The organism is Pseudomonas sp. UYEF17, assembly GCF_040546125.1.
Taxonomy (GTDB): Bacteria; Pseudomonadota; Gammaproteobacteria; order Pseudomonadales; family Pseudomonadaceae; genus Aquipseudomonas; species Aquipseudomonas putida_Z.
Genome location: NZ_JBEPNE010000001.1, coordinates 124,789 through 147,970, shown reverse-complemented (window position 1 = coordinate 147,970; position 23,182 = coordinate 124,789). Strand labels below are relative to the sequence as shown.

Sequence of the window (23,182 nt, the reverse complement as noted above, 5' to 3'; positions counted from 1 at the left end):
GACTGACAGGCAGTGGGGCGCTGGCTGATTTTTTACGCTCTTTTTACGGCTGAGCCGACAGACAGAAGGAATACTGGGCGCGCGATGCTCAGGGATGGCATGCACTTCTACCCGCCAGTCCAGAGAAGCCCTTCGTGAGCCAGTCCACCGTCATCGCAAATCAATCCGTTCCCGGCAAGTCCAACCCCATCGGCATGCTCGTCGCCGCTGTCGGCGTGGTGTATGGCGACATCGGTACCAGCCCGCTGTACACCCTCAAGGAAGTGTTCGCCGGGCACTACGGCGTGCAGGCCAACACCGCCGGCGTACTGGGTGTGCTGTCACTGGTGTTCTGGTCGTTGCTCTGGGTGGTGTCGCTCAAGTACGTACTGTTCATCCTTCGTGCTGACAACCAGGGCGAAGGTGGCATCATGGCCCTGACCGCCTTGGCGCATCGGGCGGCGGCGCCCTACCAGCGCCTGGGCAGGATACTGGTGCTGCTCGGCCTGTTCGGCGCCGCGCTGTTCTACGGCGACAGCATGATCACCCCGGCGATTTCCGTGCTATCGGCCGTCGAGGGCCTGCAACTGGCCTTCGACGGTATCGAACATTGGGTCGTGCCGCTGTCGGTGGTGGTGCTGGTGGCGCTGTTCCTGATCCAGAAGCACGGCACCGCGCGCATCGGCATCCTCTTCGGGCCGATCATGGTGCTGTGGTTCGTCGTACTGGGTGCGCTGGGCTTGCACGGCATCGTCCAGCGCCCGGAGGTGCTGCAGGCACTCAACCCGCTCTGGGCGGTGAAGTTCTTCGTGCTGCACCCGGGCATGGGGGTGGCGATCCTTGGCGCGGTGGTGCTGGCGCTGACCGGCGCCGAAGCCCTCTACGCCGACATGGGGCACTTCGGCCGCAAACCCATTGCCCGAGCCTGGTTCCTGCTGGTGCTGCCCGGCCTGGTGCTGAACTACTTCGGCCAGGGCGCGCTGATCCTTGGCGACCCGCAGGCAGTGCGCAACCCATTTTATCTGCTGGCGCCCGAATGGGCCCTGCTGCCCATGGTCGGGCTTGCCACGCTGGCCACCATCATCGCGTCCCAGGCCGTGATCTCCGGTGCGTTCTCGTTGACGCGCCAGGCCATCCAGCTGGGTTACGTACCGCGCATGTTCATCCAGCACACCTCCAGCGAGGAACAGGGGCAGATCTACATCGGCATGGTGAACTGGGCGTTGATGGTTGGCGTGGTGCTGCTGGTGGTCGGCTTCGAGTCGTCCGGGGCGCTTGCGGCAGCCTACGGCGTAGCCGTGACCGGGACCATGCTGATCACCACGCTGCTGGCCTCGGCAGTGGTGCTGTTGCTGTGGAAGGCACCACGCTGGCTGGCGGTGCCGATGCTGCTGGCGTTCCTGCTGGTCGACAGCCTGTATTTCGCCGCCAATGCGCCGAAGATCCTCCAGGGCGGTGCATTTCCGGTGATTGCCGGCCTGGCACTGTTCACCCTGATGACTACCTGGAAGCGCGGGCGACGGATGATCGTCGAGCGGCTGGACGAAAGCTCGCTGCCGCTGGACCTGTTCATTACCAGCCTCAAGGCCCAGCCGCCTCACCGCGTGGGCGGTACTGCCGTATTCCTGTCCGCCAGGCCCGAGGCGGTGCCTCACGCCTTGCTGCACAACCTGCTGCATAACCAGGTACTGCATGAACAGGTGGTGCTGTTGACCGTCGTGTTCGAGGACGAGCCACGGGTCAGCGCCGGCAAGCGCTTTGAGGTCGAGGCGTTTGGTGACGGTTTCTTCCGCGTGAGCCTGCATTTCGGCTTCATGGAGGAACCCGACGTGCCGTTGGCGCTAAGCCGCTGCCAACGTGCGGACCTTGAGTTCGGCCCCATGCGCACCACTTATTTCCTCAGCCGGGAGACGGTCATTGCAGGCAGGCAGATGGGCATGGCCCGCTGGCGGGAGCACCTGTTTGCCTTCCTGCTGAAGAATGCCAACAGCAACCTGAAGTACTTCAAGCTGCCGCTGAACCGGGTGATCGAGCTTGGCACCCAGGTCGAGATCTGAGCAGTCATGGACCACGATCCTTCTGTCAGCACGACAGAACTTGAAAAGCCGCTGCATGTCTTATCAGCACCTGAGCTCTACCTGCGCCGTTGGAGGCGAAACAACATGAGAAAAACCCTGGTGGCCGTCTTTGCGTGTGCTCTGGCATTCGGCGCAACGGCATTGTTACCTGCCGATATCTCGCCGATGGGTTCCGCGTATGCCAAAGGTGGCGGCGGTGGCGGTGGCGGTGGCGGTGGCGGTGGCGGTGGCGGCCACGGTGGTGGTGGTGGCCACGGCGGCGGCAATGGCGGTGGACGTGGCGCCGGCATGGGTGGGCACAATGGCACTGGCAATGGTGCGGGTCTCGCGGGTGATCATGCCGGCAAGGCTACGCGCGATCATGGTGTGAGCGGCAATCATTATGGAAGCTCACGTAACCAGGACAACGGCCATGGGACCACCACCTCAGGCATTGCCCAGTCCAAGGATACTCGCGGCTTGACGAAATCTACCGCTATCTCGGGGACTACGCCCGGTGATCATAATGCCAAGGGGCTGAGCGGCGCGGTACAAAACTCCTCCAAGAATGATCGATGAGCTGAAGGCTGCCAGGTACTGAATGGGCCTGGCAGCCGCTTCATCGAACGGCTGCGCACTGCGGAACTTAAAAGGCAACCTTATGTCGTATCCGCACTCAAATTCCCACCCCTGCGCCTTTTGGAGGCGAACAAACATGAAAAAAACCCTGGTAGCCGTCTTTACCTGCGCCCTGGCGCTCGGCGCAACTGCATTGTTGCCTGCCGATGTCTCGCCGATTGGTTCCGCATATGCCAAAGGTAATGGCAATGGCGGCGGCAAAGGTGGGTTCAACGGTAATGGCGCCGGCTACGAGAGTGATCATGCAGGCAAGGCCACCCGCAACCATGGCGAGAGCGGCAATCACTATGGAAGCCTTCGCAATGATGACAACGGCCGTGGCACTACCCGGTCCGGCATTGCCCATTCCAAGGAACACAACAAGGCCGGGCGCTCCTCTTCGAAGCATGATCGATAACTGAAAGCGCGCATGGCGTGCCCTCGAACCGGGCGATGCGGTTGATGGCACCGGCTACGCCGGTGTTCGCGGGTAAACCCGCTCCCACAGGTACGGCGCATTCCTTCAGCTGGTGGGGTCCCTGTGGGAGCGGGCATGCCCGCGAAGCAGGCGACGCGGTGGATGGCACCGGCTACGCCGGTGTTCGCGGGCTCGCCCGCTCCCACAGGTACAGCACATTCCTTCAGCTGGTGAGGTCCCTGTGGGAGCGGGCATGCCCGCGAAGCAGGCGACGCGGTTGATGGCACCGGCTACGCCGGTGTTCGCGGGCTTGCCCGCTCCCACAGGTACAGCCCATTCCTTCAGCTGGTGGGGTCCCTGTGGGAGCGGGTTTACCCGCGAAGCAGGCGACGCGGTGGATGGCACCGGCTACGCCGGTGTTCGCGGGTAAACCCGCTCCCACAGGTATGGCGCATTCCTTCAGCTGGTGAGGTCCCTGTGGGAGCGGGCATGCCCGCGAAGCAGGCGACGCGGTTGATGGCACCGGCTGCGCCGGTGTTCGCGGGCTCGCCCGCTCCCACAGGTACAGCACATTCCTTCAACTGGCGGGGCCCCTGTGGGAGCGGGTTTACCCGCGAAGCAGGCGACGCGGTGGATGGCACCGGCTGCGCCGGTGTTCGCGGGTGCGCCCGCTCCCACAGCCTGGTGCCCGCCAGACCTCAAACCCTGAACCGCCCCACCAACGCCGTCATCTCCCCCACCAACCCCGACAACGCCTTGCTCGCCTCACTGGTCTGCTGCGCCCCCGCTGCCGAGGATGTCGACAACTCGCGAATGTTCAGCAGGTTGCGGTCCACCTCTCGCGCCACCTGGGCCTGCTCTTCGGCTGCGCTGGCAATCACCAGGTTACGCTCGTTGATCTCGCCGATCGCACTGTAGATACCCTCCAGCACCTGCCCCGAGGCCAGGGTCACGTCCAGCGTCGACTGGGCGCGGCTGGTACTGGCCTGCATCGAGGCCACGGCCGCTTCGGCACCCGCCTGCACGCGCCCGATCATCTGCTCGATTTCCTGGGTCGACTGTTGCGTGCGGTACGCCAGCGTACGCACCTCATCCGCCACCACCGCAAAGCCGCGCCCGGCCTCGCCCGCACGGGCGGCCTCGATGGCGGCATTGAGCGCCAGCAGGTTGGTTTGCTCGGACACCGAACGAATCACCTCCAGCACCTTGCCGATGTCCCGCACCTGCCCGACTAGTTGCTGCAGATGCGCGCTGCTGGCCTGGATCTCACGAGTCATGGCCTCGGTGCCGTCGATATTGTCGCTGACTTGCCGGCGGCTTTGCGCTGCCAGCTGGTTGGATTCGCTGGTGGTCTGCGAGGTCGTGATGGCATTGCGCGCAACCTCCTCCACGGCCGTGGTCATTTCGGTGACGGCGGTGGCGGCCTGCTCCAGCTCCTGGCCCTGCTGGCGCAGGTTGTTGGCACTTTCCTCGGTGACGGTATTCAGCGCCGTGGCGGCTGCGTCCAGTTGCCTGGCACAGCTGCTGATCTGCCCCAAGGTATCGCGCTGGCTCTGCTGCATGCGTTCAAGTTCATGGAACAGATGGCCGATCTCGTTACCGCCCTGCCCCTGCACCGGCACGCTCAGGTCGCCACCGGCAATGCGCTGGAAGTGCCGGCCAGCTTCGCGCAGCGGGTGCAGCACGCGCTGGGCAACAAAGGCCCAGCACAGCGCCGCCAACAACAGCGTCACGCCCAGCAGCCCCAGGCTCAGCATTTGCGCACGCGCCAGGCGCCGGTCGGATTCCAGCATGATCTGCTGACCGCGCTCACTCAATGCGCCGACCAGTTGCTGGCGCAGCGCCTGCAGCCGGCCCATGGCGTTGCCGGCGTCGGTGTTGACCTTGAAATACTGCTCGAGCGAACGTTGACGGGTTGCCTCACGCTGCCCGGCGACCGCCTTGGCATACTCGCCATAGGTAGACTGCAGCGCGGTTGCCAGTGCGTGCAGCGCCGGCTCGCGGGCGTTTTCGACAAACTCGTCCACCAGCTTCTGGCTCTTGTCGTTCAGCTCGACCGACAGCGCCATGCGCTTGCTGGCGCTTTCCTCATGACCACCCAGCTGCTCGATGAAGCCCGAGGACACATTGGCACTGGCGCGAATCGCCATCAGCAACGCATTGTTCAACCGGTCCGACTGGTGCGCGGTCTGGTCCAGTTCGGTGATCTGCTGGTCGCTGCCCACCGCCGCCCGCCAGGCACTGACGGTGGAAAACAGCAGGGTCACGCTGAACAGCGACAGCACCCAGAACATTCCGGTGCGGATCTTCAGGTTGGCAAGCATGCGGGCAGTACTCCTTGTTGGCACCACTTCTGGTCGATGATTCGACGGTGGGTGTGCTGCTATCGGAGGTACTGCCCCAGGCTTGAGGCGCCGGAGTGCGGTTATGGGCGGTAACCGAACAGATGTTGTCGAGGCAAAGACCGGGCAACAGGCAACAAGCCGACCAGGCGGGAACTTCAACGCTCCAATTCGGTCGATAGCATCCCCTCGCCCTCCAACCGGGCCTGCCCAAGCCCTGCCGAGTCTACCGCCGATGCCCAGCACACCTGTTCTGTCAGCCCTGCTCCTGTTGTTCAGCGCAATCACGGCACAGGGCGCACTGGCCGGCGAACGCTACGCGCCCGCACGCAGCAACAATGCCTCGACGGTGCTGATCGAAACCGCCTCGCAACAATATGCCGACGGCCAACTGGACCAGGCGGCGGCCACCCTGGAGCGTGCGCTGCACATTCAGCCGAACAACCCGGCAACGCTGCACTACCTTGGCGTTTTGCGCCTTCAGCAAGGGCAGTATGAACAGGCCGAAACCCTGGCGCTTCGCTCCAACCTGCGTGTTGGCAACAATCACGCACTGCGCAGCCGCAACCTGCAGCTGATAGAAGCCGCGCACAAGGCCCAGGGCTCGGGCATGCTGCCGACGGCTGCACACTGACGGCGATCAGACGCTGCGCGTCAGGCCATCATCGACCTGCTTTGCCACCGGCTGCGCCGGTGATCACCCGCAAGTCAGCTCTCATGGAACTACCCATAACTCATTGCATCAGCAGGGACCCTGTGGGAGCGGCTTTAGCCGCGAACACCGGCGCAGCCGGTGCCATGCACCGCGTTGGATTCTTCGCGGCCAAAGCCGCTCCCACAGGGTACGCGGACCACTTGCGAAAATCAGTTCTCTACTCGAAAGCGCAGCCCAAAGGGCTGGGTGATCGCCCACAGGGATTGCGCTGGACCGATGTTGCAATCGCCTTCGCCGCTTGCGCCAAACGTTGTGTAGCCATCCGGATTTCATCCATGTCCAGCGAGGCGAAACCGAGGCGCAGGGCATTTTCCACATGACCAAACGGCGAAAACTGCCGGCCACTGCGTACCACCAGGTCCAACTCCAACGCCTTGCCAACCAACTGGTCCACATCGATCCCGTCAGCAAACCTCACCCAAAGTGCCAGCCCACCTTCCGGCTCGCGCACGGTTACCTGTTCGCCAAAGGCATCGCGCAAGCAAGCCAACAGGGTCTCTCGACGCCGGCGATACTCCCGGGCAACCCTACGCAAATGCTTTTTCAGCTCGCCATCATTGATCAAGTCCGCCAGCATCTGCTGCATCACCGCATCGCCCTGCCCCAGGGTCAGCGTCGCCCTGCGTTCGAGCGCCGCAGCCACCTCCGCCGGCGCCACAATGAAACTGCAACGGAACGTGCTGCCCAGGGACTTGGACAATGAGCCAATGTAGATCACGTGCCGCTGCTGACGGTCGCTGGCCAGCGGCAGGTAAGGCCGACCGGCGAAGTGGTACTCATGGTCGTAGTCTTCCTCGACCACGCAAAAGTCATGCTGCCGCGCCAGCTCCAGCAGCTGCTGTCGGCGCCCGGCAGGCAGGCTGACCGTGGTCGGGAACTGGTGATGGGGAGTGATGTACAGCATGCGCACCTGGTGCAGCCGGCAAAGTGCATCGATCTGCTCGACCCGGCAGCCCTCGTCATCCAGGTCCACGGTGACCAGCCGGGCGCCCAGCTGGCGGAAGATCTCCCACGCAGGCGGATAGCTCAGGCGTTCGACCAGCACAACGTCACCGGGCTTGAGCAGCACGCTGGCCACCAGGTACAGCGACATCTGCACACCCTGGGTCAGGCAGATATGCTCGGCGCCAACGTTCAGGCTGCGATTGTGCCGCAGCATGTCGGCCAAGGCGCTGCGCAGGGAGTGGCTGCTGCACGCGCTGCCATGGCGCACGGTGTTGGCGGCAAAGCTGTTGCGCAAGGCGTTACGGTAATAACGGTGCAGAACGGTTTGCGGCAGCAGGCGGTGGTCACAGGCGCCGTTGTCGAAGAACAGCGCACCCGGCCGATCCTGCTGCGCGGCAGCCTGTTCGTTGGCCGCGAAGTAGGCAACGGCAGGCTCCTCCTGTAGCACCAGGGCAAAGGGCTGCGCTGCGTCGGGCTCGGCCTGGGTGCCAGCCGCCAGCTGCCGACTGACGAAGGTGCCACGGCGTTGCACGCTTTCCAGCCAGCCTTTGGTCTCGGCTTCCTCGTAGGCGAGGATCACCGTCTTGCGATTGACGTTCAGCAGTTGCGCCATTTCCCGCGTGCCAGGCAACGGCGTGCCGGGGCGCAGGCGGCCCTCGGAGATCGCGGCTACCAGGCCCTCGACGATCTGCCTGTACGAAGCCTGCGGCTGCGCCCCGTCGAGCTTGAGCAGCGGCTGCCATTTGCGAAGCTGGACCATGTGAATTAACCGAAACTGGAGGTTCTACTGGTCCTGGACTATAGCAACAATCGAACCTCCACTTGCCCCGAGGTGCCCATGCAGAACCGCCACGTCATTGAATTGTCGCCCTCGGGCAAAACCTTCGACGCCAGCCAGGAGCTGCTGCTCGATGCCATGCTCGCCAGCGGCCTGCCGGTGCCCTTCTCATGCCGCCGCGGCGCCTGTGGGTCGTGCAAGGTCAAGGTGGTGTCGGGGCAGTATCGGGACAAGCAGCGGACGGCAGACATGCCCGCGCCCTGCTACCCCCTCGCCGCCAACGAAATGTTGCTGTGCCAGAGCCACGCCTGCAGCGACATGCGCCTGGAAATCCCCGGCTGGTCCCTGGAAACCCAGGCGCTGGAAATCCACGCGCAGGTTCATGGCAAACGCGAACTGAGCGCCGATATCATCGAACTGGTGCTGCAGCCTGCACAGCCGTTGGCGGTACGGGCTGGCCAGTACGTACGCTTTCGACTCGACAACGGTGACAGCCGCTGTTTTTCCATCGCCAACCTGCCCGCCCAGGACCAGGGGCAACTGGTGTTTCACATCCGCAAGGTAAGCGGCGGCCTGTTTACCGAACGCCTGCTGCCAACCCTGCAAGCAGGTGACAGCTTGAAACTTGAAGGGCCGGTGGGTGCCTGCACCTGGCAGCACGAGGACCAGCGGCCCCTGGTGCTGTTCGCCACTGGCACAGGTTACGCCGGCATCAAGCCATTGCTGCTGACCGCCCTGGCAGGTGTTGCAGAGGTCACGTTGTACTGGGGCGGCAGATCGGAAGCCGACTTCTATGACCGTGAGTTTCTCGACCAGGCCAGCCGTGCACACGCTCACTTTCGCTGGCACCCGGTGCTGTCGGACCGGGAGCGCGTGCAGCAGGTGGCGCTGGCCCAGGCCCATCGCTGGGCCGACACCCAGGTCTATGCCTGCGGCAATGCCACGATGATCAGCCAGGTTCGCGAGCAGTGCCTCGCAGCAGGCCTGCAGCCCCATCGTTTTGTCGCGGAGGCTTTCGTTGCCAGCGGCGCACTGGCGCCCGCGGCTTCAACAGCCAACCCATTGCACCCGGAACTGGAAAAAGTCGGCCCGCGCTACTCGCTGGACGGCATGCTCGCTGCCCGCGAGCAGTCGGTACGGGCCGTAACAGCGATCGCCAGCCAGCTGAAAGTCGGCATGACCACCGCCCAGGCGCTGGAGATGGCCGCGCAAACCTTGCAGGCGATGGGCGCATCGCACACCTGGCACCCGACCTACATCCGCTTTGGCGACGACACCGTGCGCACGCCGCGCCAAGGCATTGATCTGCAACGTGTATTACGTAACACGGATATCGTCGTGGTCGATGTCGGCCCGGTATGGGATGGCTATGAGGGCGACTATGGCGACACCTTCGTGTTCGGCCAGCACGAGCTGCACCACGCCTGCGTCAAGGCACTGCATGAAGTGTTCGACGAAACCCGCCAGGCCTGGGGCCGTGGCCTGACCGGGCGCGAACTGTACGACTTCGCCGAGCGCAGTGCCCAGGCAAAAGGCTGGCAGCTGGAGCGCAACCTGGCCGGGCATCGCATCGCCGACTTCCCGCATGTGCTGTATGGGCAGGACAAACTGGCCGAGGTGGAAATCGTCCCGAGCGAAGTGGTGTGGGTGCTGGAGATCCAGTTGTGCCACCCTACCGAGCCGGTCGGGGCGTTTTTCGAAGATATCCTGATTGGCGAGGCCAGGCCGCTTTCATAGATTCAGAAGCAAGCGATCCGCGTACCCTGTGGGAGCGGCTTTAGCCGCGAAGAATCCAACGCGCTGCATGGCACCGGCTGCGCCGGTGTTCGCGGCTAAAGCCGCTCCCACAGGGGCCCTGCTGATTCAATGAGTTATGTGCCGTGCTATCTCAAGCACCGAGCGAATCCAGCACGCCTTGCAGCTTGCCCCGGGTCATCTCGGTGCACGGCTGCATGGGCTCTCGCAGTTCGTCGCTCATCAGCCCCTGTAGCTGCAAGGCCGCCTTGACCACAGCCGGGTTGGGCTCGGCAAAGGCCATCTTCATCCACGGCAGCAACTGGTAGAACGTGCCGCGCGCGGCTACCCAGTCGCCATGGTCGACCTGCTGCAGCATCCGCACGTACAGGTCGGCGCGTACATGCGCCGAAGCCGAAATGGCCCCTGCGCCACCCAGGCACAGGCTGTTGAAGATCTGCATGTCCTCACCGGCCAGCACCTGGGCGTGGCCGTCCTGGATCAGGGCCATGGTGGTCTCGCTGTCGCCGCCGCAGTCCTTCACCGCCGCGATGCGCGGGTGGCGCACGATGCGGCGCAGGGTTTCACGCTCGATGCGTACCCCGGTGCGGTAGGGGATGTCGTAGACGATCACCGGCACGCTGGCGGCATCCGCCACGGTGCTGAAGAACGCCTCGATGCCGGCCTGCGAAGGCCGGATATAGCACGGTGCAGGGACCAGCAGTCCGCCAATGTCACGCCGCTGGATTTCAGCCTGGAAGGCCAACAGCTCGCGCAGGTTGTAGCCCGACAGGCCCATCACCACCCTGCCCGGCTCCACCCAGGCCAGCACAGCGTCCAGCACGGCCAGTTGCTCGGCCTTGGACAGCGCCGCTGCCTCGCCCGTGGTACCGCATACCACAAAACCGGCCACACCCTCTTCGAGCAGCTTCTTCACCAGTTTTTCCAGGGCGGCGAAGTCGATTTCATTGGCGCGCATTGGCGTGACGAGGGCGATCCAGATACCACGGAAATTCGACATGCAAAAACTCCTGATGTTGACCGAAAGTCAGCGTCAGCAGGGCGAAGAGTCGAAGTGGTCTGGCAGGGATACCTGGCGCCTTCTGTCTCGTCAGCCCACCTGACGAGACAGCGCGCCTCGGTCAGATGAGCGGCTGTTTCTTGGATTTCTTGGCAACGGCAACGCACGCGTCTGCCTGGGCGATGAAGCCCGAAGCGAAAATGGCGTGGTTGGAAATGGACATGCCGGCAAGCCCGTTGCGTGGATATGGCTGGATAATGGTGGCGCGGCGCACTCGGTGTCAACACCGAGATAGCAAACCCATCCGGCTGCGCTGGTGTTCACTGCCAAAGCCGCACAGAGATCTGTGGGCCCGATCTTGTACAAGAGGTATTTGATCAATCCAGCATCCACCCAGCATCACCCTCCTCCAGCACACCACCGTGATCCGTCCGGTCACCTTTACGCGCCACGGCCGCGCCCTCGACCAGGAAATGCTCAGCCCCACTCTCGATCACGGCGCCGCACGTGGTCCGATCCCCCACCCTGGCAACCGCCCTGCCATTGAAGGTGTACGTGGCACTGCCGCTTTCTACCTGGTTGACGCCATGCAGCGGGCAGACATGTCGATGGCCTACCAGTACGACAGGGTTCATTGGGCTTCTCCTTCTGATGGCCCGGTACGAGATTCACGGTCCATGTCCTCCGGCCAATGAACCTTGGGTGCCAGGCAATGCATGTGGCTGAGGCCATCGTCATCGTTCCAGTCACGGGGTGGGTGCACGAACTTCGGCAGGGCTTCGGGGCCTTGCTGCATGAATAGCCGGGCGATCGCCCAGTAGGCTTCGCCGTGATACAGGTCGTGGGTGAAGAAGACGCGGTCGATGACTTCGTTGGTTTCCGGGTTGCGAACCGACAGCATGACGTTTTCGATCAGCCCACCGTAGCCGGAGGCGTAGACTCGGTAGACTTCGGCGGTTACGTCGTCCCAATTGTAGGCGACAGGTTTGACGCCCCAGTGTTTGCGGCTGAACAGGAAGAGGTAGTTGCATCTGAATTGATAAATATAGATCTTTCGACGCAAGCGATTAAAACGTATTGGTTCGTCTCGTGGAAGTGCCAAGTCTAGCCGGACAAATGAAAAGACGACCCATATGCAGATTAGAGGCCCGAGTATCAAGATTAGCTTCATAATCCAATCGAAGGCCTGACTGTAATCAATGAGGCCCCAATACACTTGTACAGCTACAAAAAACAAGAACAGCAGCGTCGGAATGCCAAGCAAGGCCAATACACCTCGTAGACGGACTGTAGATCGAGGCAACTCCATGTATACATCATCAGCATGGTTTGGTGGCGGATTAATATCGTTCAAACTCAAGAGCGATGTGGGTGCTTCGTGGGCGCTCGGCAGATCGTAGCGCCAGGCTGGCGCACGTCTCATTAGCACTCTTGGCTCATGCGTCGTCATTTGCCCTCCGGTTACATACCTCAATATACGCACTTTCAATTTCTCGGTCCGGCCAGTACATTACCAGCAATGTTGCTGCGACAATGGAGTGCGCTCCAATTGTCGGCATGAGTTCTATAAGGCCTGAGATAGCCAACTGGGACCGGTCATTACCCTCCGAAAAAGAAGAGTACTTTTTATCAATATTAAAGTCGCTTTTATAGTCGGGCAGCCTAGGCGGAGAAAAGCCAGGGAAGCTGGCCGACTTGGAAGAGCCAGTTGAGCGACGTGCATGAAACTCATCCACAACCAGCGTCTCTCCTCCCGTGTAGTCCGGGAACTGGCCATCACCTCGACGATGGACTGTCAGGCACCACCGATATGCCGACATTCCGTCTTTGTACTGAGGTAGGATTATCTTGAATTTTATTTTTTGTTTCCGTTCAAGACCGGTCAACCCTCCGATCCTTGGAGTGGCCGGGTCGCTTACCAGATTCGCTTCGAAGTGGAATTCTGCCTGTACACCTAGCGTGGCGGCGTTGAGCTCCGCAAATGCGATGTCTGCGTATTCCGGGCTTCTCCAGTGAATGACTGGCGTCTCATCTGCCTTTCCAAAACAGCACCGTCGGGCCCACCGTTCCAGAGCGGATGACTCATTCTCTTCAGCGCTTTTGCTAAGCGTATAGGCAGTCAACGCCAGCACTACAGCGAGGCCTACGGGTCCCCATACAGTGGAACTTAATGCTGTTCCAGCGACGGCAATGGCGCTGGCCCCGTAAAAACCTGCAGCCAACCAGTATCGTATCGCTGCTGCACCATCTCCTGCTGCCGATGCACGTTTAGCAGCAGAAACTGCCTGTGCTGCCTCAACAAACCCGACGACAGCGCCTATTACAGCACCGATCTTTATCAAGGTCTCGCCTGTGGCAGTAGCACCTTTGGTCCATGGCATACCCTTATAGGCACTTGCCCGCAACATGAGCCCAACCAGTTCGATATGCCCTCCCAACAGGCCCAACTGCGATCCTTGCAACGCCAACTTGGCTTCATACGCCTTGGGCCCAATCTCCGCTTCCGCCTTTTCCTGATTCCTGCCAAGGCTGTCCTGCTGCAAATACAAACCGCCTATCGCCAGCAGAACCTCCCAGCTGCCAGCAATCCCGCGCAACCCGGAAAAACCGGTTTTTACCAATCGGGCCGCCTGCTGCGTCGTGATCTTCATCCCGTGCAACAACCTGCGCGCATCGGTTTCCAGCGTCCCCGCTGCCACCGAGATATCCACCAGGGCAAGCTGTGCCGCGCTGCTCGCCTGGGTTACCCCCATGCTGGCCTCCTTGAACAGCCGCCCATGCACTTCCTCGGCCTTGCCTTCGACCCACACCGTCACGCTGATCATCGTATTGGTGAACCGCGGGTCAAGCACGGCCAGGCTCATCAGCCCGTGCTGGATGATCGGCCGCACCTTGCGCATGGCCTTCATCGAGCCAAACTCGAAGTCATCGATATTGCGGCGCATCCGGTCCCGTGCCTCGGCGATCGACGCGTTGGCCTTGTGCTGCAACTCTCGGAGGTGGGCGCTCTGCAAGGCGTAGTACTCGCCCAGCTTCATCTGCACTTCCAGCTCGATCAGGTGGACGCCGTTGTAGAGAAACTGCGTGGCGCTGTTCAGATGCCGCACGGCTTTCTGAATGCCAGGTGACAGACATGGCGCCAGCCGCTGACTGGCCGCATTGAGCGCGCTCTGCGTTTCGGCAATGGCCTGCTTGAGGGTATTGCGCATGCGCAGGCCGGCGTCATCGCTGGCGATGATCTTGCTCAGCATGCCGTAGAGCTTGTCGCTGTCTTTCCAGTTGATCGCTTCTGTGGCGGAGAAACTGGGCAGCAGCCCGGCCAGCAGTGCCTGGTCGCGCATCAGCAAGGCGCGGTAGGGCGGGCTGTCCGGATCTTGCAGCCATTTCAACCAGAGCAGTTCGCTGGTGCCGGAAGCGGGAACATGCGGTTCAAGGCGGGGGACGACAGCTTCCGTAACGCCGCCACCCAGGCACAGGGCCATGGTCTTGGCGTAGGCCACCCCGGACTCACGATCGTTACCGTCGTAGTCGTACGCCTCGGCCACCTTGAACATCGGCGTATCGAACAAGGCAACGTACGCCCTTGCGTCCTTGTCGATGTAGCGCTGAAACTCGCGCTCCTGCTGCTCGTATTCAGCCTGGAACGCGGCCCGCTGCGGTTCGTGGTAGCGCTCTTCAAGCCGCTCGTCACTCTCCTGCTGCGCACGCTCGACCAATAGCTGCCGCTCGACTGCCGGGTCGGTGAACACCGGCGGCCCATCGCCCGTCATCGGTTCCAGCGACGGCACCTTCTGCGCCGCCCATTCCCTGTGCGTGGCACGAATGATCTGCAGGATCTGCGAGGTCTGCAGCTGATAAGCCCGCATCGGTTCTTCACGCCAGGCCTGACGCTTCAGTACCCAGTTCAGGCGCTGATGGTTGTACTCCTGAATCAGCCCGACGGTGTCGTCGAGCACTACCGCCAGTACGCCGTTTTCCAGCTTGTGCCGGTTGATCGCATTGACCAGATACCCACGCAGGGCGAACCGGCGCAACCAGCGGCTGTGGAAGCCATGCGCACTGTCGAAGGGCGCGCAGCCATGCTGGGCATACTCGAATACCTGCTGGTCCACCTGTAGGTTATCGGGCGTCATGGCGATGCCCAGCAGCTCGGGATTGCTGCGTGCCTGAATCAGATCCAGGCCCTCGAAGCGATGCGCAGGCGACGCGCCGCTCTTGTAGGCGTTCAGCACGCTCACCGGCCAAGGATCGCTGGAGAAGGCCAGCCAGGCGCTGGCGTACCTGCTGGTATCGATGTTGAGAAAGGCCGAAGGAATGTCGTGGTCTGCGTTCACGCATTTTTCGGGCAGCGGCGAAGGCGGGCCGTCTGGCGGCTCGTAGGGATTGAAACGACGCAGGTGACCCTGCTCGCTGACGGCATAGGCATGCCAGACCTGCTGGTCGAGCAGCACATACAGGAAGCCCCTGCGCAAGGTGCGCAAGCCGATCTTTGTCGAGATATGCCGGTTATCCGCCACGGTGGAGACACACTCGGGACGGGTATCCGGCACCAGGGCGCGGCGCAGCGGCAGGATCGGCAGGCCCTGGCGCTCGCAGAACATGCACTGGTCGTGTGGCAGCCCGGCTTCGGCGATCGCGAGGGCAATACGTTGGCTGATGGTCATAAGCGACTCTCGGATTTCGGCAGGCATTCGATCAGTTGGCGCCATTGCGCCTCGGAGTAGCGGGCGAGCAATGCGGCAAGAGGCGCCTGACCTCTGGCCGCTGTGTCGATCATTTCGCCCACCGCAGGTACGGTGTGCAGCCTGGGGTGAATGCACAGGTGATGGAGAGCGAAGGCCACGATGTCCTCCATCTCGCTCAGGCCCAACCTGCGTGCATCATCGACATGGTTCGAAGCACGCACCGCAGCAAACGGTGGAATCTGACACTGATTGGTGTGCTGCGAACCCGCTCGCAACACTCTCCAGGTAGCCAGCACACGTTCGATCAGCCCCACGTCATCCTGAATTCGCCGCGCAGGGGTCGGCAAAGGGTGTCGCTGCCCGCTCTGCCCTTTCAGGCTTGCCAACCTCCCACCGCTACTCAGGAACAACCAATCACTGATCGGCCACCATGGGCCTTGTTCAAGCCGCTCGAACGTCGCCGCAAGCAACTCCAGACGGACGGGTTCATAGACCGGGTAGCAGCCAAATTCCCGATTGGAATCGGGCAACCGACACAAGGCCGTGAGATGGGACGCGACAGCGGCCGCAGGCGCCTCACTGAACAGCCAGCCACACAGGTAACGCCGTTGCTGAAACAACGCCCTCTGCGCTGCTCGGGCGGTCAGTTCCAGCAGACGGCGACTGGGGACTATGCCGGGCGAAGCCAGGCAGACCAGTACGGGATGCAGTTGGGGGGCATGGGCCAGGTCGGCCCGGTGCACACGGGTCAATGCCTGCTCACCCAGGGCATTGCGCAGCGGGGCAAGCACGGCGTGGTCGCCATCGTGAGCAGTCGCAAGCGGGTCTATCAGCACATGGCAGTACAAGTGCGCCCCATGATGGCTTTCGATGAGCCTGGCCAGGTTATCGGTGCGCATCAGACCTTGGCCTCGCACTTTTTGCTGGCGTCAGGCGTAAGCGAAAGTGGCTGACTGTTTCCAGCCCCTGACGCAGCCGCACTGGTTTGCCCCAGCAGGTCGAGTTTCAGCCCGTTGATGGTGATGCCCTGCCCGTCCAGCACAATGCTGCCGCCCGCGGTTCTGAACTCGATGCGCTCACTGGCGCGCAGCTGATAGATCGTCGTATGTTGCTCCATGCCCTGCCCGACGGTGACCTTTTGCGCACCTTTGACGACAAGCTCGGCGTCCTTTCCGACAAAGGCCTGGTGATTGGCCCCTGTTGATTCGCTACGGTCGTTGCCTACTTTCTCAAACAGGTCATGCTTGATATCTACACGGCAGTTTTGCCCAATGAGCTGGGTATGGTCGCCCCCGGTTTCCTGGCGGAAGTCATGGCCGATATTCAAGTGCTCATCATTGCCGACCTGTTCGACACGATTACGCCCCACACGCGTGGTCTCGTCATTGCCGACTACATTGTTCTGGTCTCGCTGGGCATGGATGAACACTTCTTCCTTGCCGAGTTCGTCCTCGAAGCGCAGCTCGTTGAAACCATCGCCCTTGTGGGTCTGGCTCTTGATGGTCATGCGCGTCTTGTGTTCGGGCAGGTCGTACGGCGGCAGCTGGTCGCCGCAATAGGTACGCCCGGTGATCATCGGCTGGTCGGGGTCGGCGTTGACGTACTGGACGATCACGTCCTGGCCGATGCGCGGGATGGCCATCGAGCCCCAGCTGCCGCCTGCCCAGCCTTGGGACACGCGTACCCAGCAGGAGCTGAACTCGTTGTTCTCGCTCTCCCGGTCCCAGGGGAAGCTCACCTTGACCCGGCCCCACTCGTCGCAGTAGATCTCTTCCCCGGGCGGCCCGACGACCGTGGCCATGTGCGGGCCGTCGATGCGTGGCTTGGGCAATGGCGCCGGACGCCATTCGATCCGGCCGGGCACCAGCACGGCTTCCTGCGAGTAGCGCGTTCCTTGTTCGGCCCCGGCAGCTTCTTCCTGCAGGCTGGTGAACTGGCTACCCTCGTGATGTACACGCATCACACGCCAATGAGCGTTGAGGTCTTTGCGCGGGTGCTCGACGAGGGTGAAGCTCAGCCCTGGTTGCAGGCGTACATCGTCACCCTCGACTTCGGCAATACGGGCGTCATGGCGCAGGGCCGTCAGGCGGGTAGCGGTGAAAGGCACTCCGACCGCATCACGCTTGTAGCGGCCGGGGTAGTCGAAGCGCTCATAGTCCCGGGACTGATGGGTGATGCTACTGTCACCTGCGCGGTGTTCCTGCCGGTACTGCGGGTTGGTGAAGGTGTAGTCCCGCTGCACCTGGCGTGCGGTGCGTACCTGTTCGCTGTAACGCAGGCGGCGCAGGCAAGGCCTGGCCTGGTCGCCACCGCTGTTGGCGCGGTACAGCACCTGGTCGGGACCGATGTCGTCTTCGTCAAAGAAGTCATCATCCTCGTCGTCGGCCTTGAGCGCGCTTCGGCTGATCTGCCCCAGCGCCAGCAGTCGGTCGGTGATGACCAACAGGTGGTGTTTCGGCGTGTGCTCGAAGCGATAGACGAAACCCTCTTCACCCGCCAGGCGGGCGATGAAGTCGAGGTCCGTTTCACCGGGCTGTACGCAGAACTCGCGCACCTGATGCTCGCCCATGCTCTTGATTTCGAAACGGGCAATGCCCTGGCGCTTGAGCATCAATTCGAGAATCTGCGGCACGGTCTTCTGCTGGAAGATGCGCCAGTTCGAACGCAAGCCGGCACGGGCCAGCACGGGCTCGACCAGGGCGCGGTAACGGGTGCGATAGAACCCCGTCTCACCCTGGCTGAAACTGCTGACCAGGCCGTGCACATAGCGCAAGGGGCGCTCACCGCGCCAGATCGTGAACAGCACTGGTTTGTCGAGCAACTGGCCGAAGTCGACCTCGTCTTCAAAACTGATCAGTTCCAGTTTCAGCTGGAACGGTGAGCTGATCATTTCGTCGAGTTCGAACGAAACCACTTCGAAGTCAATCTGGCCAGCCAGCGGCTGGAAGGTGAAACGCAAGTCGGATTGGCTAGGCATGCGGATCCCCCTGTTACTGCTGCAAGATGCCGTTGAGCGATTCCAGCACCTCGGCGGTGATCAAGCTCAGGCGGTAGCTGTAGTAGCAGTAGGCGCAGACCATGGCGATGGCGGAGATCACCAACGGGCTCCACCAGGGCCATTCCCGGCGCAGCCTGCGGTGGGGGCGATGGACCACGTTGGTATACGGGTCGCCCACGAATTCCGGCGTGGGGCCGCGCAGTTCACGAATGACCTTGTGCATCCGCGAAATCAGGGCGTTGATGATTTCATCGCACTTCGGGTCCAGGGCGTACTTGCCCTTCAGGCCCAGGCAAAAGCAGAAGTACAGGAACTCCAGCACATCCTGGAATTCCTTGGGCGACTGCATCAACCGTTCCAGCAACACGAAGATCTTCTCGCCACCCTGGGTTTCGTCATGGAAGATGCTGAGCAGCGGTTCGTGGCTCCAGCACGAATTGTTCCCCCAGGGGCGGCTCATCACGGCCTCGTCCAGGTAAAGGCACAAGGCATAGGAATAGACTTCGAGGTGTACGGCGGAATAACCGTGCTGCTGTATTTCCTCGCGGATGGCGCTGACCTGGGTCTGCAGGGCCTTGTGCACCTGTTCGATGTTGGGCAGGTCATCCAGCGTACGCAGGCGTATGACCAGGCCGAACAGCGGGTTGGCCGCGTCGAGCATCAGGTTGGCGAAGCCACCGCGTAGCCGGAAGTCCGGGTCGGCCGGATAACCCTGATGATCTGCGCGCCTGCCCTGATCGGGTGGATAGGGTGAATCGGTGCCCCCCGGGACATCGAGCATGGCATGCAGGCTGCTTTCGGTTACGTCATGGGCAGCGTTGGCGGCCTGGGATTTTCCAGGACGAACAGCAGATGGGCCGGGCATGAAGAGGTCCTTGTCTTCCAGTAGGCTGAAGACATGAACACTATCGGGGAATCAATTCTTCGAGGAGCGTAGGGCTTCCCAAAACGCTGTAGGAATTTTCGCCTCTTGGCTTGTCTGGACGCTGCAATGCCGGAATTCCGGGGCCGCTCTGCGGCCCTTTCGCGACACAAGGCCGCCCCTGCAACGACTGCGCCAGCCCTTGTGTGGGCGGCGCAGCGCCGCAACCGATCAATCAGCCAAACAACCTGGCCAGGCAACCCAGCTTCTTCTTGTACGAACGCCGAGCCTCCAGTGCGTCCTCCAGGCTGACTTCCAGGAACCGCGCCTGCTGGTTGGGCTGCATCTGCCCGATCAGGTCCAGGTCGGCGCTGATCACCGTGCCGATCATGGCGTAGCCGCCGCCCGACACCGCATCACGGTGCAGGATGATCGGCTCCAGCCCCGCAGGTACCTGGATCGAACCGATCGGGTAGCAGCTGTCGACGATGTTCGATGGATCCGAGCCGGCCCCGAACGGCTGCTCCCGTGGCTGGAAGCTCAAGGCACTGCCGCCCTTGTAGCGGTAGCCGATACGGTCTGCCTCGGAGCCTACCGTCCAGGCTTCGGTGAAAAAGCTTTGCGCCGCAGCCTTGGTCAGGCGATGAAAATACAGCCCCGGCACCACCCGAAGCACCACCTCGCCGCCCAAGGCCTGGCGCAAGGCCATTGGCAGGCTCGCACCGGCGCGGGTCTTGCCGCTGGGTACGCCGACCGGCAACAGGTCACCCGCCATCAGCTTGCGCCCATGGAAGCCACCCAATGCACCCAACGCATAGGTGGAGCGGCTGCCGAGCACCTCGGGTACATCGATACCGCCGGCCACCGCCAGGTAGGCCCGGGCGCCTGCGGTAGGGAAGCCGAAACGCAACACCTGCCCGGCACGTACGGCAAACGCCGTGTCCGGGCGTTGCTCGCGGCCATCGAGCAAGGCCGGCATCTGCGCACCACAAACCGCCACCAGGGCATCCTGCTGGAACTCCAGCTCCGGCCCCACCAGCGCACACTCGAGGCCCGCGGCGCCGGCCGGGTTGCCCACCAGGTGGTTGGCCGCCCTCAGGGCGTACTGATCGAGGGCGCCGGACGGCGGGATGCCCAAGTGGTAATAGCCTTCGCGGCCCAGGTCCTGCACCGAGGTAGCCAGCCCGGGTTTGAGTACCTTGATCATGCCAGCACCTCCTGCAGGGTCCGTGGATAGCCGACCGGGTCGGCGAGGAACGCGTCCAGGGAGAATTCCACCGGGCGAATGCGCAGGTCGAAGCGGCCTTCTTCGACATCCGCCACCGCCTGGTCGTAGGTGCGGCGGTCGATGGGCTTGAACTGCACGATGTCTCCGGGGCGGAAGAACACCATGTGCTCCTTCAGGTAGTTCAGTGTCTGCTGCGGGTCGTAGATCGGCGCCGGGGTGACACCGAACATCTGGTAGCCGCCTGCCCCGCGCACCGAATAGATGCAGCCGAAGCAGCCGCCATGGCCAAGGGTGAGCTTGGGGGTGTCCGTACGCGGGCGCAGGTACTTGGGCACCTGCAGTTGCCGCTCGCGCTCGACCATCTGGAACATGAACGGCAGGCCGGCAACGAACCCGACCATCGACACGAACCACGGCGCGCCGCTGTGCGCGGCAATGAACGCCTCGACATCGGCCAGGCCGTTGATCCGCGCGGCATACTCCAGGTCGGTGCTGCCCGGGTCCTGGTGGCGGTCACGAAAACGCATCAGCGTTTCATGGGTCCAGGGGTCGTTGTACAGCACTGGAATCTCGATGATCCGCGTCTGCAACGAGCGCTCGGCCACCGCCTGCGCTTCGGCACCGCGCACCGCCTCCAGCAGTGCCTGCGGCGCGATACGGTCCGGGTCGAAGCGGATCTGGAACGAGGCGTTGGCCAGGCACACATCCAGCACGCCATCCAGGGCCAGCCGCTCCACCGCACGGGTGACGGCCATGCCCTTGAAAAAAGCCTCCAGCGACATGCTCTCGCTGACTTCGGCAAACAGGTGCTCGTCGGCGCCAAAGCTGTAGCGGATCGGGGTTGTAGCAAGCGGTTCGGCCATGACTGTTCCTTTTCTTGGAATCTTTATAGAAAGGCAGGCGAAAGCAAATTGCACGGGCTCCGGCGTATACCCGCCAGATGCCCCACGGATTCAGCGTGGCGCGCGCACCACGATACCGGCAGCGTCCAGCGCCTGGCGCGTGGCCTCGACCAGTTCGAGCGCACCCGGGGTGTCACTGTGCAAGCAGATGGAATCGAATTCGATGGCCAGGTCCTGCCCCTCGACCGTGCGCACCACGCCTTGCTGACAAGCCCGCAACACCCGTTCGGCGACCGCTCCGGGCTCATGGCCCCGCACGTTGCGGGTGAACACGATCGACCCGCTCAGGTCGTACTCGCGGTCGGCGTAGAACTCGCGAATTACCGGCTGGCCAAGCTCCTGTGCAATGCGACAGATCACTGAACCGGGCATGCAGTACAGCAGCAGCTCCGGCTCGATCACCCGCAGGTTTTCCACCAGCAGCCGTGCAGCTTCTTCGTCACGTGCCAGATGCATGTACAGCGCACCGTGCGGCTTGATGTGCTGCAGGCGCACGCCCTGGGCGCGGGCAATTTCACGCAAGGCGCCGAGCTGGTAGAGCATGTCGTCGACCAGTTCCTGGGCCGGGGCATTGATGTGTCGGCGGCCGAAGCCGACCAGGTCGCGGAACCCAGGGTGCGCCCCCACTGCGACGCCCAGGGCCTTGGCCCGCTCGACGGTACGGCGCATGGTGCCGGGGTCACCGGCATGGAAGCCGGTGGCAATGTTGGCCGTGCTGATGTAGCCCATCAGCTCGTTGTCGACGCCGTCGCCAATGGTCCACGGGCCAAAGCCCTCACCCATGTCCGAGTTGAAATCCACCACCTGCATGACTGTCTCTCCTGGCGCTTGTGACTGCATGCAAGCCACGTTAGATTCTCCGCACCCCCTTGGGAAGATCTATAAACAGATAGGGTGTCTTCTGAAAATCAGATACCCCGGGAGCCTACCGTGTCACTGACCCTGCGCCAGGTCCGCTATTTCGTCGCCACCGCCGAGATCGGCCAGATTTCCCAGGCGGCAATCCACCTGAACATTTCCCAGTCTGCGGTGACCACGGCGATCAAGGAGCTGGAGGCGATGCTTGGCGTGCTGCTGTTCCAGCGATCGGCCCAGGGCATGAGCCTGACCGAGGCCGGCCGCCACTTCCTGAACCGCGCCTACGTGATCCTGCGCAGCGTGGACGATGCGCTGAACAGCCCGCTGCCGGACGTGCGCGCCAGCGGCCTGCTGCGCCTGGCGGCAAGTTATACGGTGATCGGCTACTTCCTGCCGCATCACCTGCAGCGGCTGGAGCACTGGCACCCGGACGTGACCCTGGAGCTGTACGAACAGGAGCGCAGCGCCATCGAGCAAGGCTTGCTGGAGGGGCGTTTCGACATGGCAGTGGTGCTCACCGCCAACCTCACCCACCCGGACATCGTCTCGGAAACCCTGTTCAACTCCGAACGCCGCCTGTGGCTGCCCGGCCATCATCCGCTGTGCGAGCGCTCGGCGGTAAGCCTGGCCGAAGTGGCCTGCGAGCCGTTCATCCTGCTGACCGTGGATGAGGCCGAGCAAAGCGCCATGCGCTATTGGGAACAGGCCGGGCAGCGGCCGCAAGTGCGGGTGCGGACCAGTTCGGTGGAGGCCGTGCGCAGCATGGTCGCCAATGGCAGCGGTGTGGCGATCCTGTCGGACCTGGTGCACCGGCCCTGGTCGCTGGAGGGCAAGCGTATCGAGACGGTGACCATCAGCGACCCGGTGACACCGATGAGCGTCGGGCTGGCCTGGCACCGGGAACGGGCGTTCAGCCCGGCGATGCAGGCTGTGCGCAATTACTTCCATGATGCTTTTTTGGCACCGCAGCAGTTGTCGGCACGGCGCTGACCGTTCCCTGCAGGCCCGACTCTTCACGGGTAAATCCGCACACAGCGTCTGC

At 62.7% G+C, this 23,182-nt stretch carries 18 protein-coding genes; 6 read left to right on the top strand and 12 right to left on the bottom strand.

Going from position 1 to position 23,182, the window contains the following annotated elements:
- Positions 1-194 precede the first annotated feature (194 nt).
- The 3 genes from ABIB24_RS00665 (at position 195) to ABIB24_RS00655 (ending at position 3,072) form a co-directional block, all read left to right on the top strand.
- The gene (locus ABIB24_RS00665) at positions 195-2,036 is read left to right on the top strand and encodes a potassium transporter Kup (RefSeq protein WP_249352881.1); all 1,842 of its coding nucleotides are present in this window, start codon (positions 195-197) and stop codon (positions 2,034-2,036) included.
- Between the two features lie 105 nt (positions 2,037-2,141).
- Positions 2,142-2,615, top strand: a complete 474-nt coding sequence (locus ABIB24_RS00660; protein ID WP_249352882.1) for a hypothetical protein — start codon at positions 2,142-2,144, stop codon at positions 2,613-2,615.
- Between the two features lie 136 nt (positions 2,616-2,751).
- Entirely contained in the window at positions 2,752-3,072 is a 321-nt protein-coding gene (locus ABIB24_RS00655; protein WP_015270018.1) for a hypothetical protein, read from the top strand.
- A gap of 698 nt (positions 3,073-3,770) precedes the next feature.
- Here the strand turns inward: ABIB24_RS00655 and ABIB24_RS00650 are convergent.
- Positions 3,771-5,396: a methyl-accepting chemotaxis protein gene (locus ABIB24_RS00650; protein WP_354315978.1), complete on the bottom strand. Its 1,626-nt coding sequence runs from the start codon at positions 5,394-5,396 to the stop codon at positions 3,771-3,773.
- Positions 5,397-5,649: 253 nt separating this feature from the next.
- Between ABIB24_RS00650 and ABIB24_RS00645 the strand changes: the two genes are divergently transcribed.
- Positions 5,650-6,048 carry a tetratricopeptide repeat protein gene (locus tag ABIB24_RS00645; protein ID WP_025339589.1) on the top strand — a complete coding sequence of 133 codons (399 nt, stop codon included), beginning with the start codon at positions 5,650-5,652 and terminating at the stop codon, positions 6,046-6,048.
- Between the two features lie 238 nt (positions 6,049-6,286).
- Here the strand turns inward: ABIB24_RS00645 and pdxR are convergent, their stop codons facing one another.
- Entirely contained in the window at positions 6,287-7,834 is a 1,548-nt protein-coding gene (gene pdxR / locus ABIB24_RS00640; protein WP_354315977.1) for a MocR-like pyridoxine biosynthesis transcription factor PdxR, read from the bottom strand.
- Positions 7,835-7,912: 78 nt separating this feature from the next.
- On the opposite strand from pdxR, the gene ABIB24_RS00635 reads away from it, so the two are divergent.
- The gene (locus tag ABIB24_RS00635) at positions 7,913-9,589 is read left to right on the top strand and encodes a M24 family metallopeptidase (RefSeq protein ID WP_502945813.1); all 1,677 of its coding nucleotides are present in this window, start codon (positions 7,913-7,915) and stop codon (positions 9,587-9,589) included.
- Between the two features lie 151 nt (positions 9,590-9,740).
- Here ABIB24_RS00635 and dapA read toward each other — a convergent pair whose 3' ends face one another.
- From dapA to ABIB24_RS00585, 10 genes are all read right to left on the bottom strand, one after another.
- Positions 9,741-10,607 carry a 4-hydroxy-tetrahydrodipicolinate synthase gene (gene dapA / locus ABIB24_RS00630; RefSeq protein WP_354315976.1) on the bottom strand — a complete coding sequence of 289 codons (867 nt, stop codon included), beginning with the start codon at positions 10,605-10,607 and terminating at the stop codon, positions 9,741-9,743.
- Between the two features lie 377 nt (positions 10,608-10,984).
- Complete coding sequence (locus tag ABIB24_RS00625) at positions 10,985-11,242, bottom strand: PAAR domain-containing protein (protein WP_137164285.1); 258 nt, start codon at positions 11,240-11,242, stop codon at positions 10,985-10,987.
- Entirely contained in the window at positions 11,239-12,057 is an 819-nt protein-coding gene (locus tag ABIB24_RS00620) for a DUF6708 domain-containing protein (protein ID WP_274079993.1), read from the bottom strand. The genes ABIB24_RS00625 and ABIB24_RS00620 overlap by 4 nt, the downstream gene beginning before the upstream one ends.
- Positions 12,044-15,271, bottom strand: a complete 3,228-nt coding sequence (locus tag ABIB24_RS00615; protein WP_354315975.1) for a T6SS effector BTH_I2691 family protein — start codon at positions 15,269-15,271, stop codon at positions 12,044-12,046. The genes ABIB24_RS00620 and ABIB24_RS00615 overlap by 14 nt, the downstream gene beginning before the upstream one ends.
- Positions 15,268-16,191 (bottom strand): hypothetical protein, encoded by a 924-nt coding sequence (locus ABIB24_RS00610; protein WP_354315974.1) that lies wholly within the window; start codon positions 16,189-16,191, stop codon positions 15,268-15,270. The genes ABIB24_RS00615 and ABIB24_RS00610 overlap by 4 nt, the downstream gene beginning before the upstream one ends.
- Entirely contained in the window at positions 16,191-18,269 is a 2,079-nt protein-coding gene (locus ABIB24_RS00605; protein WP_354315973.1) for a type VI secretion system Vgr family protein, read from the bottom strand. The genes ABIB24_RS00610 and ABIB24_RS00605 overlap by 1 nt, the downstream gene beginning before the upstream one ends.
- Before the next feature lie 13 nt (positions 18,270-18,282).
- Positions 18,283-19,155, bottom strand: a complete 873-nt coding sequence (icmH, locus tag ABIB24_RS00600; RefSeq protein WP_137164289.1) for a type IVB secretion system protein IcmH/DotU — start codon at positions 19,153-19,155, stop codon at positions 18,283-18,285.
- A 232-nt stretch (positions 19,156-19,387) separates the two neighbouring features.
- The gene (locus ABIB24_RS00595) at positions 19,388-20,359 is read right to left on the bottom strand and encodes a 5-oxoprolinase subunit C family protein (RefSeq protein WP_075045569.1); all 972 of its coding nucleotides are present in this window, start codon (positions 20,357-20,359) and stop codon (positions 19,388-19,390) included.
- Positions 20,356-21,243 carry a 5-oxoprolinase subunit B family protein gene (locus ABIB24_RS00590; protein ID WP_084785213.1) on the bottom strand — a complete coding sequence of 296 codons (888 nt, stop codon included), beginning with the start codon at positions 21,241-21,243 and terminating at the stop codon, positions 20,356-20,358. Before ABIB24_RS00590 ends, ABIB24_RS00595 begins: the two co-directional genes overlap by 4 nt.
- 90 nt (positions 21,244-21,333) lie before the next feature.
- Positions 21,334-22,092 (bottom strand): 5-oxoprolinase subunit PxpA, encoded by a 759-nt coding sequence (locus ABIB24_RS00585; RefSeq protein WP_354315972.1) that lies wholly within the window; start codon positions 22,090-22,092, stop codon positions 21,334-21,336.
- 120 nt (positions 22,093-22,212) lie between these two features.
- On the opposite strand from ABIB24_RS00585, the gene ABIB24_RS00580 reads away from it, so the two are divergent.
- Positions 22,213-23,130: a LysR family transcriptional regulator gene (locus ABIB24_RS00580; protein ID WP_354315971.1), complete on the top strand. Its 918-nt coding sequence runs from the start codon at positions 22,213-22,215 to the stop codon at positions 23,128-23,130.
- Positions 23,131-23,182: the final 52 nt, after the last annotated feature.